17 protein-coding genes are annotated in these 13,591 nt (G+C 73.4%); 15 read left to right on the top strand and 2 right to left on the bottom strand.

The window, feature by feature from the left end; all coding sequences use genetic code 11:
• The first annotated feature begins 341 nt into the window (after positions 1 to 341).
• The 5 genes from ACH4MY_RS31040 (at position 342) to ACH4MY_RS31020 (ending at position 4,369) form a co-directional block, all read left to right on the top strand.
• The gene (locus ACH4MY_RS31040) at positions 342 to 1,175 is read left to right on the top strand and encodes a L,D-transpeptidase family protein (RefSeq protein ID WP_398007094.1); all 834 of its coding nucleotides are present in this window, start codon (positions 342 to 344) and stop codon (positions 1,173 to 1,175) included.
• A gap of 20 nt (positions 1,176 to 1,195) precedes the next feature.
• Positions 1,196 to 2,344 carry an alanine racemase gene (gene alr / locus ACH4MY_RS31035; RefSeq protein WP_398007092.1) on the top strand — a complete coding sequence of 383 codons (1,149 nt, stop codon included), beginning with the start codon at positions 1,196 to 1,198 and terminating at the stop codon, positions 2,342 to 2,344.
• 10 nt (positions 2,345 to 2,354) lie between these two features.
• A complete protein-coding gene (locus ACH4MY_RS31030) occupies positions 2,355 to 3,533 on the top strand; it encodes an alpha/beta fold hydrolase (RefSeq protein ID WP_398007090.1) in 1,179 nt (392 codons plus the stop codon).
• A 10-nt stretch (positions 3,534 to 3,543) separates the two neighbouring features.
• Positions 3,544 to 4,044: a tRNA (adenosine(37)-N6)-threonylcarbamoyltransferase complex ATPase subunit type 1 TsaE gene (tsaE, locus tag ACH4MY_RS31025; protein ID WP_398007088.1), complete on the top strand. Its 501-nt coding sequence runs from the start codon at positions 3,544 to 3,546 to the stop codon at positions 4,042 to 4,044.
• Positions 4,045 to 4,177: 133 nt separating this feature from the next.
• Positions 4,178 to 4,369, top strand: a complete 192-nt coding sequence (locus ACH4MY_RS31020) for a hypothetical protein (protein WP_398007086.1) — start codon at positions 4,178 to 4,180, stop codon at positions 4,367 to 4,369.
• Between the two features lie 38 nt (positions 4,370 to 4,407).
• Here the strand turns inward: ACH4MY_RS31020 and ACH4MY_RS31015 are convergent, their stop codons facing one another.
• A complete protein-coding gene (locus ACH4MY_RS31015; RefSeq protein WP_398007118.1) occupies positions 4,408 to 4,950 on the bottom strand; it encodes a L,D-transpeptidase in 543 nt (180 codons plus the stop codon).
• A gap of 120 nt (positions 4,951 to 5,070) precedes the next feature.
• Here ACH4MY_RS31015 and tsaB point away from each other — a divergent pair, with 120 nt between their 5' ends.
• The 8 genes from tsaB to ACH4MY_RS30975 all read left to right on the top strand — a co-directional run bounded on the left by tsaB (position 5,071) and on the right by ACH4MY_RS30975 (position 11,003).
• Positions 5,071 to 5,727 carry a tRNA (adenosine(37)-N6)-threonylcarbamoyltransferase complex dimerization subunit type 1 TsaB gene (gene tsaB, locus ACH4MY_RS31010; RefSeq protein WP_398007085.1) on the top strand — a complete coding sequence of 219 codons (657 nt, stop codon included), beginning with the start codon at positions 5,071 to 5,073 and terminating at the stop codon, positions 5,725 to 5,727.
• A 23-nt stretch (positions 5,728 to 5,750) separates the two neighbouring features.
• Positions 5,751 to 6,221, top strand: a complete 471-nt coding sequence (gene rimI / locus ACH4MY_RS31005) for a ribosomal protein S18-alanine N-acetyltransferase (RefSeq protein WP_398007116.1) — start codon at positions 5,751 to 5,753, stop codon at positions 6,219 to 6,221.
• On the top strand, positions 6,211 to 7,320 hold the full coding sequence (gene tsaD / locus ACH4MY_RS31000; RefSeq protein ID WP_398007083.1) for a tRNA (adenosine(37)-N6)-threonylcarbamoyltransferase complex transferase subunit TsaD: 1,110 nt from the start codon (positions 6,211 to 6,213) through the stop codon (positions 7,318 to 7,320). Before rimI ends, tsaD begins: the two co-directional genes overlap by 11 nt.
• 11 nt (positions 7,321 to 7,331) lie before the next feature.
• Positions 7,332 to 7,571, top strand: a complete 240-nt coding sequence (locus ACH4MY_RS30995) for a hypothetical protein (protein ID WP_356901672.1) — start codon at positions 7,332 to 7,334, stop codon at positions 7,569 to 7,571.
• A 56-nt stretch (positions 7,572 to 7,627) separates the two neighbouring features.
• The gene (locus ACH4MY_RS30990) at positions 7,628 to 8,476 is read left to right on the top strand and encodes a polysaccharide deacetylase family protein (protein ID WP_398007081.1); all 849 of its coding nucleotides are present in this window, start codon (positions 7,628 to 7,630) and stop codon (positions 8,474 to 8,476) included.
• 95 nt (positions 8,477 to 8,571) lie between these two features.
• Positions 8,572 to 8,937, top strand: coding sequence for a YciI family protein (locus tag ACH4MY_RS30985; protein WP_398007079.1), 366 nt, complete (start codon positions 8,572 to 8,574; stop codon positions 8,935 to 8,937).
• 93 nt (positions 8,938 to 9,030) lie between these two features.
• Positions 9,031 to 10,236 (top strand): RNA polymerase sigma factor, encoded by a 1,206-nt coding sequence (locus ACH4MY_RS30980; protein WP_398007114.1) that lies wholly within the window; start codon positions 9,031 to 9,033, stop codon positions 10,234 to 10,236.
• Between the two features lie 104 nt (positions 10,237 to 10,340).
• Positions 10,341 to 11,003, top strand: coding sequence for a hypothetical protein (locus tag ACH4MY_RS30975; protein WP_398007077.1), 663 nt, complete (start codon positions 10,341 to 10,343; stop codon positions 11,001 to 11,003).
• Here the strand turns inward: ACH4MY_RS30975 and ACH4MY_RS30970 are convergent.
• Positions 10,945 to 12,132: a methyltransferase domain-containing protein gene (locus ACH4MY_RS30970; RefSeq protein WP_398007075.1), complete on the bottom strand. Its 1,188-nt coding sequence runs from the start codon at positions 12,130 to 12,132 to the stop codon at positions 10,945 to 10,947. The genes ACH4MY_RS30975 and ACH4MY_RS30970 overlap by 59 nt on opposite strands.
• A gap of 129 nt (positions 12,133 to 12,261) precedes the next feature.
• Between ACH4MY_RS30970 and ACH4MY_RS30965 the strand changes: the two genes are divergently transcribed.
• Together ACH4MY_RS30965 and ACH4MY_RS30960 are read left to right on the top strand one after the other, a co-directional pair.
• Complete coding sequence (locus tag ACH4MY_RS30965; protein ID WP_398007073.1) at positions 12,262 to 13,194, top strand: polysaccharide deacetylase family protein; 933 nt, start codon at positions 12,262 to 12,264, stop codon at positions 13,192 to 13,194.
• A complete protein-coding gene (locus ACH4MY_RS30960) occupies positions 13,191 to 13,391 on the top strand; it encodes a hypothetical protein (RefSeq protein ID WP_398007071.1) in 201 nt (66 codons plus the stop codon). Before ACH4MY_RS30965 ends, ACH4MY_RS30960 begins: the two co-directional genes overlap by 4 nt.
• The last annotated feature ends 200 nt before the right edge of the window (positions 13,392 to 13,591 follow it).

Raw genomic sequence — 13,591 nt, 5'->3', positions numbered from 1 at the left:
GGTGTGGGGGGGGGGGGGGCGGGGGGGGGGGGGGGGGGGGGGGGCGGGGGGGGGGGGGGGGGGGGGGGTTGGGCGGGGGGGGTCGTCGCCCCCCCCGGGACCCCCCGAGACCCCCCGAGACCCCCCGAGACCCCCGAGACCCCCGGGACCCCCGGGACCCCCTGGGACCCCCGGACCCCCCGGGCCCCACCCCACCTCTTCCCGAAGCCCCGCGGGGAGGGTGGTCGCTCCGGCGTCAGCCCCCACTCGGCCGAACCCGTTGCGCCGGCCGCCTCTCCCGGCGCGCTCCCCCGTCCGCCCGGGGATTGGGTGGGTGGGTGATCAGATCGAGAAGTCGTGCCGTGACGTTGTTCGTTCTTCTGGGCGCTCTGCTCCTGCCCGTGACCGGGGGCGGGGCCTTCGCCGAAGGACCCGGGCCAGGGGACGTGCTCGTGCCCGGGGTGGCCGGGGGCGGGCGGGCCGAGTACCCGATGGATACGCCCGATCAGGTGCTGCCGCCGCTGCAGCCCGAGGGCGAGGTGCCCGTGCCCGAACCCGAGGAGGACGTGGACGAGCTGGTCGAGTACCTGCCGCGAAGCGCCATGGCCGCCGCCTGCACCGCCACCACCGGGACCCACCAGCGGCAGGTCGAGCGGCTGCTCGGGCTGAGGGTCGACGGGAGGCAGTCCGCCGCCGACTGCCGGGCCGTCCGGGCCTTCCAGGTGAGGGAGAGGATCAAGCCCGCCAACGGCTACGCCGGGCCCGTCACCTGGGCCCGGGCCGAGTTGCTCGCCGCCCGGAAGAACCTCGACCCGAAGCGGCGCTGCCCCGTGAAGAAGTACGCCGTGGCCTGTGTCGATCTCGATCGTCAGCTCATGTGGGTGCGCAAGGACAAGAAGGTCACCTACGCGGTGGTGAACATCCGGAGCGGGCGCGCCGGGTACGCGACGCGGACCGGGTGGCACTCCGTCTACTGGCGCCACAAGGACCACTGGTCCTCCATCTACAACACCCCCATGCCCTACTCCCAGTTCTTCAGCGGCGGGCAGGCCTTCCACGCCGTCTACGGGCAGCTCGCCACGCCCACCGGCAGCCGTGGCTGCGTCAATCTCAGCCATGGCCACGCCCGGAAACTCTGGGACGTGCTGCGCAAGGGTGACCGGGTCTACATCTGGGGAAAGCGGCCCGGGAGCTGACACCTGAGAGACTGGGCGCGATGACTGAGACACCGCCGCCCCGCAGAGCCCGCGCCGAGATCGACCTCGGTGCGCTGCGTGCGAACGTCCGCACGCTGCGCGCCCGCGTCGCCCCCCACGTCCGGATCATGGCCGTGGTCAAGGCCGACGCGTACGGACACGGCGCGGTGCGCTGTGCCCGCGCAGCCCTGGAGGCGGGCGCGGACTGGCTCGGTACGGCCACCCCGCAGGAGGCGCTCGCGCTGCGGGCCGCGGGGATCACGGACGTGCCGGTCATGTGCTGGCTCTGGACGCCGGGCGACCCCTGGGACCGGGGCATCGAGGCCGGTCTCGACATGGCCGTGAGCGGGATGTGGGCGCTGGAGGAGGTCGTCGAGGCGGCGCGTGCCACCGGGCGGACCGCCCGGGTGCAGCTGAAGGCCGACACCGGGCTCGGGCGCAACGGCTGTCAGCCCGCCGACTGGCCCGAGCTGGTGGGGGCGGCGCTGAAGGCCGAGGCCGACGGTCTCGTGAAGGTCACCGGGCTCTGGTCGCACCTCGCGTGCGCCGACGAGCCCCACCACCCCTCCATCGCCGCCCAGCTCGACGTCTTCCGTTCGATGCTCGACCACGCCGAGAAGGCCGGTGTCCGGCCCGAGGTCCGGCACATCGCCAACTCGCCCGCCACGCTCACCCTTCCCGAGGCGCACTTCGACCTGGTCCGCCCGGGGATCGCCATGTACGGCGTCTCGCCGAGCCCCGAGCTCGGCACCGCCGCCGAACTGGGGCTGCGGCCGGTGATGTCGCTCAGGGCGAGCGTCGCCCTGGTCAAGCGGGTCCCGGCCGGGCACGGTGTCAGCTACGGCCACCACTACGTCACCGACGCGGAGACGACCCTCGGTCTCGTCCCGCTCGGCTATGCCGACGGGGTTCCCCGGCACGCCTCGGGCCGAGGCCCGGTCCTCGTCGACGGCACCGTCCGTACGGTCGCCGGGCGGGTCGCCATGGACCAGTTCGTCGTCGATCTGGGCGGGGACGTCCCCGAGCCCGGGTGCGAGGCCGTGCTCTTCGGGCCCGGCGACCGGGGCGAGCCGACCGCCGAGGACTGGGCGGTGGCCGCGGACACCATCGCGTACGAGATCGTCACCCGGATCGGCGCGCGCGTCCCGCGCGTGTACCTGGGCGAATAGAGGGGGCCCCGTGGGCGAGTCCAGCAGCACCGGTACCTGGCGGCGCGCCGGATTCGCCGGCGCCGCGATAGGTGTCCTCGCGGCCGGAGCCGCCGCCGGGGTCGCCGTGGAGCGGCTGACCGTCGGCCGTTCCGTGCGGCAGAAGGCACGGCTCGCCCTCGACGCCACCGGGCCGTACGGCGGTCTGCGCGGGACCTCCGGCCGGGCCCTCGCCGACGATTCGACCGTCCTGTACTACGAGGTGGACGAGGTCGAGGACGACGCTCCGCCCGCCCGCCGCCGGCGGCTCTTCGGGCGCAAGGAGCCCGCCCCCGTCACCGTCGTGTTCAGCCACGGATACTGCCTCACCCAGGACTCCTGGCACTTCCAGCGGGCCGCCCTGCGCGGTCTCGTCCGCACCGTCCACTGGGACCAGCGCAGCCACGGCCGTTCGGGGCAGGGAGTCGCCCAGTCAGGCCCCGACGCCGTGCCCGTCACCATCGACCAGCTGGGCCGCGACCTCAGATCCGTCCTCGACGTCGCCGCGCCCGAGGGCCCGCTGGTCCTGGTCGGGCATTCGATGGGCGGCATGACGATCATGGCGCTGGCCGAGCGGTACCCGGAGTTCGTCCGTGACCGGGTCGTCGGCGTCGCCTTCGTCGGCACGTCCGCGGGGAAGCTCGGCGAGGTCTCGTACGGGCTGCCGATCGCCGGCGTCAACGCCGTCCGGAGGGTCCTGCCGGGTGTGCTGCGGGCGCTCGGTTCCCAGGCGGAGCTGGTCGAGCGGGGCCGCCGGGCGACGGCCGACCTGTTCGCCGGGCTGATCAAGCGGTACTCGTTCGCGTCGAAGGACGTGGACCCGGCGGTCGCCCGCTTCGCGGAGCGGATGATCGAGTCCACCCCGATCGACGTCGTCGCCGCCTTCTACCCGGCCTTCGCCGAGCACGACAAGGCCGCCGCCCTGCCCGTACTCCAGGGGCTTCCGGTGCTGGCGCTCGCCGGGGACCACGACCTGGTGACCCCCAGCTCCCACACCGAGGCCATCGCCGATCTGCTCCCGGACGCGGAGCTGGTCATCGTCCCGGACGGCGGCCATCTGGTGATGCTGGAGCACCCGGAGGCGGTCACCGACCGTCTCGCCGACCTGCTGGTCCGGGCGGGGGCCGTCCCCGAGACGGTCACGGTGAGGCCGGAGAGCCGCAAGGGCTAAGTTGGCGGGTATGGAAGCAGCGCACCCGCCCGTCTCCGGCGCCACTCTCTCCGTCGACTCCCCCGAGCGGATGCAGGAGTTCGGCCGCCGCCTCGCGAAGATCCTCCGCCCCGGCGATCTCGTCATGCTCACCGGTGAGCTCGGCGCCGGGAAGACCACCCTGACCCGGGGCCTCGGCGAGGGCCTCGGGGTGCGCGGGGCCGTCACCTCCCCGACCTTCGTCATCGCCCGCGTCCACCCGTCGCTGGTCGGCGGGCCGGCGCTGGTGCACGTCGACGCGTACCGCCTCGGCGGTGGTCTCGACGAGATGGAGGACCTCGACCTGGACGTCTCGCTGCCCGAGTCCGTCGTGGTCGTCGAGTGGGGTGACGGCAAGGTCGAGGAGCTGACCGACGACCGGCTGCACCTGCTGATCCACCGGGTGACCGGCGACACCGACGACGACCGGCGCACGGTCGTGCTGCGCGGGATCGGCTCGCGCTGGGCGGACGAGGACCTGGCTGTGCTCTGACCGGCCGTACGCCGGTCCCCACGGGGTACGTACTTTCCGACAACGTGTCGGGAAGGTGTTGCGTCGTTCGCACATGGCGTGGTGACATGGATGCACGAGCTGGTTAGGTGAACCTAACCTACGGGAGGCATGCATGGCCACGCCGAAGCGCGCGGAACCCGTCCGGGACCACGTCTCGATGAGTGAGCTGCTGGCGTCCTGCGCGGCCGCCCGCGCCGTGTCGACCCCGCCAGGCGTCCGCCCGGACCGGGCGGACGAGGAGCACGGGGCGAGGGCCGGGCAGGTCGAGCGGATCGTGCGGGTCGTCCGCGGCAGAGCCGCGTAGCCCCGCGACGGCGGTCTTCCCGCCGGTCACCGTCGGCCCTAGGCGACGACGACGACCTTCGCGCCGATCACCGCGAACGTCCACAGCGCGTCCCCGTCGGCCCGCTTCATACGGATGCCGCCGGTCTTCTTCGACGGGTCCGGGCTCGGTGTCGAGCCGTCGACCGCCGCGCTGAAGCCGATCGCCACGTCCTCGGTCGTGGCGAACCGCACCACGTGCTCGATCTGCACGCCGTCCGAGCCGCGGACCGAGCCCGAGCGGGACGTCACGCTGTACGCCCCCGGCGCCGGGTTCACCGTGCTCGGCATCACCGCGAACGTACGCGTGGCCTTGTTCTTCCCGTCGACCAGCCACACCCGGCGTTCGTCGAGCGAGTAGACGACCCGCTCACCGCTGCCCGAGCCGGCCGGTACGGCGAGGGGGTTCGCGGGGGGCTGCTCGGGGCCGCCGCTCGGCGAGGTCGAGGGGGCGGCGGTACCGGAGGTCCGGGGCTTCGCCGACACGTCCGCGGGGGCGTGGGCAGAGGCCTGGTACGCCAGGAAGCAGACCGCGGCGACGGCTGCCGCCGTGAGCCCGGCCACGAATCCCGAGCTGCTCCGTGCCACCGTGCCCACCTTTCGTACGAACGTATCGAAGGGTGACGGTAGCAGCCGGGGGAGCGGGCGGCGGGGCACCGTGCCCGGGAGCCGTAGGCTGTTCGCGTGCTGTTGCTCGCCATGGATACCGCCACCCCCGCCGTCACCGTCGCCCTCCACGACGGCGAGGCCGTCGTCGCCTCGTCGAGCCAGGTCGACGCCCGCCGCCACGGGGAGCTGCTGCTCCCCGCCGTCGACCGGGTCCTCAAGGAGGCCGGGCTGAAGCTCGACGCGGTCACCGGGATCGTCGTCGGCGTCGGCCCCGGGCCGTACACCGGGCTCCGGGTCGGCCTCGTCACGGCCGCGGCCTTCTCCTCCGCGCTCGGAGTGCCGGTGCACGGACTGTGCACCCTCGACGGCCTCGCGTACGCCTCCGGGATCGACGAGCCCTTCGCCGTCGCCACGGACGCGCGCCGCAAGGAGGTCTACTGGGCGCGGTACGGGGACTCCCGCACGCGGGTGACCGACGCGGCCGTCGACCGGCCCGCGGAGATCGCCGAGCGGCTCGCGGGCCTCCCGGTCGTCGGCGCGGGCGCCCGTCTCTACCCCGAGGCCTTCCCCGACGCCCGCGACCCCGAGCACCAGTCGGCGGCCGCGCTCGCCGCGCTCGCGGCGGAGAAGCTGGCCGCCGGCGGGGACGGGTTCCTGGACCCGCTGCCGATGTATCTGCGCCGGCCCGACGCGCAGGTGCCCAAGAACTACAAGGTGGTCACACCCAAGTGACCGGCGCCGTGGAACTGCGCGAGATGCGCTGGTGGGACATCGCACCGGTGCTGGCCCTCGAGGACGAGCTGTTCCCCGAGGACGCCTGGTCGGCGGGGATGTTCTGGTCGGAGCTCGCGCACGCGCGCGGGCCGCGTGCCACCCGCCGCTACATCGTGGCGGAGACCACGGAGGGAAAGGTCGTCGGGTACGCCGGGCTCGCCGCGGCCGGCGGGCTGGGCGACGTCCAGACCATCGCCGTCTCCCGCGACCAGTGGGGCACCGGCCTCGGCGCCCGGCTCCTCACCGACCTGCTCCACCACGCCACCGCCTTCGAGTGCGACGAGGTCCTCCTCGAAGTGCGCGTGGACAACACCCGGGCCCAGAAGCTCTACGAGCGCTTCGGCTTCGAGCCCATCGGTTTCCGGCGCGGCTACTACCAGCCCGGAAACGTGGACGCGCTCGTGATGCGACTGACCGTTCAAGGAACTGAGACTGATTCTGATGGCTGCTGACGAACCGCTCGTACTCGGCATCGAGACCTCCTGCGACGAGACCGGCGTCGGCATCGTCCACGGGACCACGCTCCTCGCCGACGCCGTCGCCTCCAGCGTCGACACCCACGCGCGCTTCGGCGGCGTGGTGCCCGAGATCGCCTCCCGCGCCCACCTGGAGGCGATGGTCCCGACGATCGAGCGCGCCCTCAAGACCGCCGGGATCTCCGCCAAGGACCTCGACGGCATCGCGGTCACGGCCGGACCCGGCCTCGCGGGCGCGCTGCTCGTCGGTGTCTCGGCGGCCAAGGCGTACGCCTACGCCCTCGGCAAGCCGCTCTACGGCGTCAACCACCTCGCCTCGCACATCTGCGTCGACCAGCTGGAGCACGGCAAGCTGCCCGAGCCGACGATGGCCCTGCTCGTCTCCGGCGGCCACTCCTCGCTGCTGCTCTCCGCCGACATCACCTCCGACGTGCGCCCGCTGGGTGCCACCATCGACGACGCGGCAGGCGAGGCCTTCGACAAGATCGCCCGGGTCCTCGATCTCGGCTTCCCCGGCGGTCCGGTCATCGACCGGCTCGCCAGGGAGGGCGACCCGGCCGCCATCGCGTTCCCGCGCGGTCTGAGCGGCTCCCGGGACCCCGCGTACGACTTCTCCTTCTCCGGCCTCAAGACGGCCGTGGCCCGCTGGATCGAGGCCAAGCGGGCGGCCGGCGAGGACGTGCCGGTCCGGGACGTGGCCGCGTCCTTCCAGGAGGCCGTCGTGGACGTGCTCACCCGCAAGGCCGTCCGGGCCTGCAAGGACGAGGGTGTCGACCACCTGATGATCGGCGGCGGCGTCGCCGCGAACTCGCGGCTGCGGGCCCTCGCCCAGGAGCGCTGCGAGCGGGCCGGGATCCGGCTGCGGGTGCCCCGGCCGGGGCTGTGCACGGACAACGGCGCGATGGTCGCGGCCCTCGGCTCGGAGATGGTCGCCCGCAACCGGCCGGCCTCCGACCTGGAGCTGTCGGCGGACTCGTCGCTGCCGGTGACTGACCCGCACGTGCCGGGGGCGCAGCACCACGACCACGACCACGATCACGTGCACGAGGTCAGCAAGGAGAACCTGTACTCGTGAGGCTCACCCTCATGTGGGAGGCGCGGGCCGCGCAGGGCCGGGGCGCCGAGCTGCTGGAGTGGGCGCGGGCGCGGGTCCTCGCCCGTGAGCCGGTCCGCCGGGAGCTCTTCCGGGCCCCGCAGGACCGGGTCCTCGTCCTCACCTGGTGGGAGGCGGAGACCTTTGACGCCGAGCTGCCCGAGCTGCCGGAGCCGGACGCGGAGCTGATCACCCGTCCGGTCCACCGCTGGCGCTTCGAATCGATCGAATAAGCACACCAGATCGAAAGTAGGGCAACCTTTCGATCGAATCGGGCATCCCACAGCGCGTGAAGAAGACGATCGCGCTGTGGGCGGTGCTGACCGCCGCCGCCCTCCTGGTGACCGGCTGCTCGGCCGAGGGGCCCGGTGCCGCTCCCGCCCCGGCGGGGACGACCGCACCCGCGGTCGAGCGGCCCGCCGGACGCAAGGCCCCGGAAGCCCCCGGGGCCGCCGCGGCCACCGCGTACCGGAAGTGGGGCCTGAAGCCCTTCGCCGCCCCGCCCGCCCCGCCCGCGGTCAAGCCGGTGGTCCGCGGGGCCGGCGGACAGGTCCCCGTCATCAGCGAGATACCGACCACCGAGAAGATCGTCTTCATCACGATCGACGACGGGGCCGAGAAGGACCCCGAGTTCGTGACGATGATGAAGGACCTCGGGGTCCCGGTCACGATGTTCCTCACCGACGCGGCCATCCGCGGCGACTACCCGTACTTCGCCCCGCTCGTCGCCCAGGGCCACGGACTCGCCAACCACACCCTCACCCACCCCGACCTGCGCACCCTCTCCCAGGACGCCCAGCGCCGGGAGATCTGCGGCCAGCAGACGAAGCTGAAGGACCGGTACGGCAAGGCCCCGCGGCTCTTCCGCCCGCCCTACGGCAACTGGAACGAGGCCACGCGCGCGGCGGCGGGTGAGTGCGGGGTCGACGCGATCGTGCTGTGGCGCGAGTCCATGCAGATCAAGAACATGCAGTACCAGCGCGGCGACAGGAAGCTGCACCCCGGCGACATCGTCCTGGCCCACTTCCGCGGCCCGTCCGAACTCAAGGGCCGGACGATGACCGAGATGACGGCGACGATGCTGCGCCGCATCCAGGAGCAGGGCTTCACGGTGGCCCGCCTGGAGGACTACGTCTAAGAAAGTTCCGCGGGTCGTCGATGCGGGCCCCTCCCGTTCGACGTATGTGTGGAAGGCGGGGAACGGCCCCGCCACCGCACCACCGAGGAGTCGTCATGCCCCGCTTCCTGTCCCTCGTCCGCATCGAGGAGAACACCATCGACATGGAGAGCGCCGACCCCGGCTTCGAGGAGCGCATGGGCGCCCTCTTCGAGGAGATCACCAAGGCCGGCGCCATGGTGGACACCGCCGGGCTCAGGCCGACCTCCGAGTCCACCCGGATCACCTGGTCGGACGGGAAGCTGTCGTACACCGACGGACCGTTCACCGAGACCAAGGAGGTCGTCGGCGGCTACGCCATGCTGCAGTGCAAGGACATGGCCGAGGCCGTCGAGTGGGGGAAGCGCTTCCTGGCCGTCCACCCGCCGCAGTGGAAGGTCGGCCTGGAGGTCCGCGAGGTCGAGGAGATGCCGGAGGGCTGACCTCCGTACTCCCGCCTCCGGCCCCGTGTCTGTGCTGTCATGTGAGACGTGACGGCACAGACGGTCGAGGAGACGCTGGAGACGGTCTTCCGGATGGAGTCGGCGCGGATCATCGCCACGGTGGCGCGGACCGTGCGCGACGTCGGCATCGCCGAGGAGATCGCCCAGGACGCGCTCGTCGCCGCCCTTGAGCAGTGGCCGCGGACAGGGGTCCCGGAGCGGCCGGGCGCCTGGCTGACGGCCACGGCCAAGCATCGCGCCGTCGACCTCGTGCGGCGCCACGAGACGTACGCGCGCAAGCTCGCCGAGGTGGGCAGGACACTCACGGAGGAGTCGTACGACCCGGAGCCCTCGGGCCCCGGCGACATCGACGACGACGTGCTGCGGCTGATCTTCACCGCCTGCCATCCGGCGCTCTCCGCCGACGCGCGGGCCGCCCTGACCCTGCGGCTCGTCGGCGGGCTCCGTACGGACGAGATCGCCCGCGCCTTCCTCGTGCCGGAGGCGACCGTCGCGGCGCGGATCACACGCGCCAAACGGACGCTCGCGAAGGAGGGCGTGGAGTTCGAGGTGCCGTACGGGCGGGAGAGGGCGGCCCGGCTCGGATCCGTCCTGGAGGTCGTCTACCTGATCTTCAACGAGGGGTACGCGGCGACCGCGGGCGACGACCTGCTGCGGCCGGGACTGTGCGAGGACGCGCTGCGGCTCGCCCGGGTCCTCGCCGCGCTCGTGCCGCGGGAGGGCGAGGCGCAGGGCCTGGCCGCCCTCCTGGAGCTCCAGGCCTCCCGGACGACGGCCAGGACCGGGCCCGGCGGGCACCCGGTGCTGCTGGCCGCCCAGGACCGGCGGCGCTGGAACCGGCTCCTCATCCGGCGCGGGTTCGCCGCCCTGGAGCGGGCCGGGGACGGCCGCTCGTACGGGCCGTACGCCCTCCAGGCCGCGATCGCCGCCTGTCACGCCCGGGCCGCCTCGTACGAGGAGACCGACTGGGCGACCATCGCCGCGCTGTACGGGAAGCTGGGCGCCCTCGCCCCCTCCCCGGTCGTCGAGCTGAACCGCGCGGTCGCCGTGTCGATGGCCGAGGGGCCGGCGGCGGCGCTCCCGATCGTCGACGCCCTCGCCGCCGGACCGGGCCTGGCGCGCTATCACCTGCTGCCGAGCGTCCGGGGGGAGCTGCTGGCCCGGCTGGGGCGGACGGAGGAGGCCAGGGCGGAGTTCGGGCGGGCGGCGGAACTCACCCGCAACGAGAGCGAGCGGGAGCTGCTGCGGGTGAAGGCGCGGGAGTTGGGCACGCCGTAGCGGAGCGCCGGCGGCGAACTCCGGGCAACGCCGGGGGCATCGCGCGGGAGCGAAGCCCAGGGCCTCCGGCCGTGCCCGCCCGGCGCACGTCTAGGGTGCTTGGCATGTCCCCGCGTCATCCGCTGCCTCCGCCGCCCCCGCCCGCCGAGCTCCAGAGCTGGCCCGACCGGGAGTCGAGGCTCGCCGACCGGGCGCTGGCGCTCGACGTGCTCGGCAGGCGCCTGCTCGGCGGCGGGCGGCTCGCGGTGTTCCTGAGCCTGTTCCTCCTGCTCGAACTGGGCTGGTCGCTGGTCGGCGTCCTGCTCACCACGATGGGGCAGTCCGTCCCGGACCCGCTCATGCTGCTGACGGGGCTCCTCACGGCGGTCCTCGGCATCGGCGTCCTCGTCCCGGCCGTCTGGCTGACGGTCCGCAGCCTGCGGCAGGACCGGACGGGCCGCGAGCGCCTCGCCCAGTGGGCGGCCCTGGACCACCACGGCCCGACGGACGCCCGGCTGCGCGCCCCCGCCCTCAGTCTCTGCTGGCTGCTGCTGTCCTTCGCGATGTGCGGGTTCGGCCTGTGGATGGGCTTCGCCGTCCCGCTGGGCGTCAGCCGTGTCGACGGCTACGGGCTGGTCGCCTACGGCATGGGCGTCGCCCTGATCCTCTGGATCACCGGCCTGACGGGGCTGGCGAAGGCCGTCGGCCACTACCGCCTCGCGGTACGCCTCACCGGCCGCCGGCCGGCCGCCCGATCAGCATCGTCGGAGCACCCGCGACCCGAGTGAGCAGGACCGTCGCCGAGTGGGGGCCCTTCGGCTTCACCCTGCGGCGGATCTCCTCGGGCTCGACCGCCGAGCCGCGCTTCTTCACGGTCAGGACGCCGACCTCCCGCTCCCGGAGCAGGGCCTTCAACTTCTTCAGGTTGAAGGGGAGTTCGTCGGTGATCTCGTAGGCGGCGGCGTACGGGGTCGGGGTCAGCGTGTCCGCCGTGATGTACGCGATCGTCTCGTCGATCAGGCCGCCGGACAGCTCCTCCGCCACCTCGGCGACCAGGTGCGCGCGGATGACCGCGCCGTCCGGCTCGTAGAGGTAGCGGCCGACCGGGCGGACCGCCGGGTCGGGGAGGCCGCGGCCGGTGAGGCCCGCGCCCGAGGGGAGCAGGGTGGCCCGGTGGGCACCCGGTTCGGTGCCGAACCAGAGGACGGCCTCCTTGACGTCCCCGCCGTCCGAGATCCACTCGGCCTCGGCCTCCTCGGGGACCGCCTCGTGGGGGATGCCCGGAGCCACCTTCAGCGCCGCGTGCGGGGCCTTGCGGGCCGCCTCGACCGCCCAGGAGAGGGGCGGGGAGTACGCCTCCGGGTCGAAGATCCGGCCCCGGCCGCCGCGCCGCGCGGGGTCGACGAAGACCGCGTCGTACGGGGCGGTGTCGATGTCGGTCACGTCCGCGCACCGCACCTCGATCAGCTCCGTGAGGCCGAGGGCCCGGGCGTTGGCACGGGCCGCCTCGGCGGTCAGCGGATCGCGGTCGACGGCGAGGACGGAGATCCCGGCGCGCGCCAGCGCGATGGCGTCGCCGCCGATGCCGGAGCAGAGGTCCGCGACGGAGCGGATCCCGAGCGCCTTCATCCGGGCCGCCCGGTAGGTGCCGACCGAGGCGCGTGTCGACTGCTCGACGCCGTTCGGGGTGAAGTACATGCGGTACGCGTCCTCCGCGCCGAACTTCGCCACCGCCCGCTGCCGCAGCCGCGCCTGCCCGACGGCCGCCGTGACCAGCTCGGCGGGGTGGTCGCGGCGCAGCCGGGAGACGACCGCCAGCTCCTGGGCGGGGTCGTGGTCGCGCAGGGCGGCGAGGAGGGTCTGGCCCTCGGGGGTGAGCAGGGAGGCGAAGGAGGCGAGGTCGGTCACCCGTCCCATTGTGGGCCCTGTGATGCTGTGGGCCGGCCGGGGGACCGAGGGCATGTACGGCGGTGTCGTACCCCGGAAGGGGCTTCCGCGCTGACAGGATGCGGCGCCATACGACTCGTACGACAAAAGGAATAAAAGATGGCAAAAGGTGTGCACCGTTCCCATCGGGCGCTCGGGGCCGCGCTCGTCGTCGCCGCCCTCGCCGCCACCGCCACCGCCTGCGCCGGCGCGTCCGCCCCGGACCGCGGCGCGCCCGCCCCCGCCGCCGGGCAGCAGGCACCCGGACAGGCCCAGGGGCAGGCCGCGGCCGGCGCGCTCCACGCGTACGTCGAGAGGGTCCGCAAGCAGCGCACCGCGCGCATGCTCGCCGCCAGGAAGTGGGGCCTCGCCAAGCCCCCGATCGAAGCCCCCGCCGCGCCCGCCACCAAGCCGAGGATCACCACCCGCAAGGGCTTCGAGACGGACGGCGAAGGGCTGCCGCCGGTCTTCACCACCGTGCCGACCAAGCAGAGGATCGTCTTCCTGACGATCGACGACGGCGCCGAGAAGGACCCCGAGCTGCTGCGGATGATGAAGGACCTGCGGATCCCCTACAGCGCCTTCCTCAGCGACTACGTCGTCAAGGACGACTACGCCTACTTCGCCCGCATGCAGAAGTCGCAGGAGTCCGGGGTCTCCCTCCACAACCACACCCTCAACCACCGCTATCTGCCCGGACTCTCGTACAAGCAGCAGAAGCGCGAGATCTGCGGCATGCAGGACGTCATCGAGAAACGATTCGGCAAGCGGCCCCCGCTCTTCCGCCCGCCGTACGGCAACTACAACGAGGACACCCTGCGCGCCGCCAAGTCCTGCGGCGTCGAGGCCGTCCCGCTGTGGGCCGCCGAGGCCTTCCCCGACCACATGGAATGGCGCGAGTGGGACCGGGACCTGCACCCCGGCGACATCGTGCTCACCCACTTCCGCGGCAAGGAGGACTGGAAGGGCTCCATGTCCGACATGATCCGCCGGGTGATGAACGTGATCACGTCGAAGGGGTACGCGGTCGCGAAGCTCGAGGACTACGTGTGAGCGGACGACAGGTGCTGCCCCTCATGGCCGCGGTACTCGTCCTGGGCCTCACCGGCTGCGCCTCGACCGTGGACTCGATCGAGCGCCTCGGCCGGAAGGCGGTGGAGCGGGTCGGCCCCCGCGACGCGCGGCCGGCGCCGCCGGTCGACCGCGCGTCGACCGGGCTGCCGCCCGTGTCGGACCTCCGGCCCCGCTGAGGGGTACGAGGGCGGGGACGAGTACGAGGAGGAGCGCGGGGGTGAGGGCGACGCGGAGGGGTGCGAGCGGTCCCACTCCTCCGCCCCGATGACCAGCGTGCCGACCAGCGGCAGTCCGGCCATCAGGAACCGCCCGCCGGCCGACCACCTCCGGCCGCCGGTCGGTCCGTCCGGGGGTTCGGGATGTCGTCATGCCCGCA

The sequence above is a fragment of the Streptomyces sp. NPDC017246 genome, assembly GCF_044331325.1.
Classification (GTDB): Bacteria; Actinomycetota; Actinomycetes; order Streptomycetales; family Streptomycetaceae; genus Streptomyces.
Note: the sequence above shows the minus strand (reverse complement) of the source record. Positions and strands in the feature narration are given on the sequence as shown.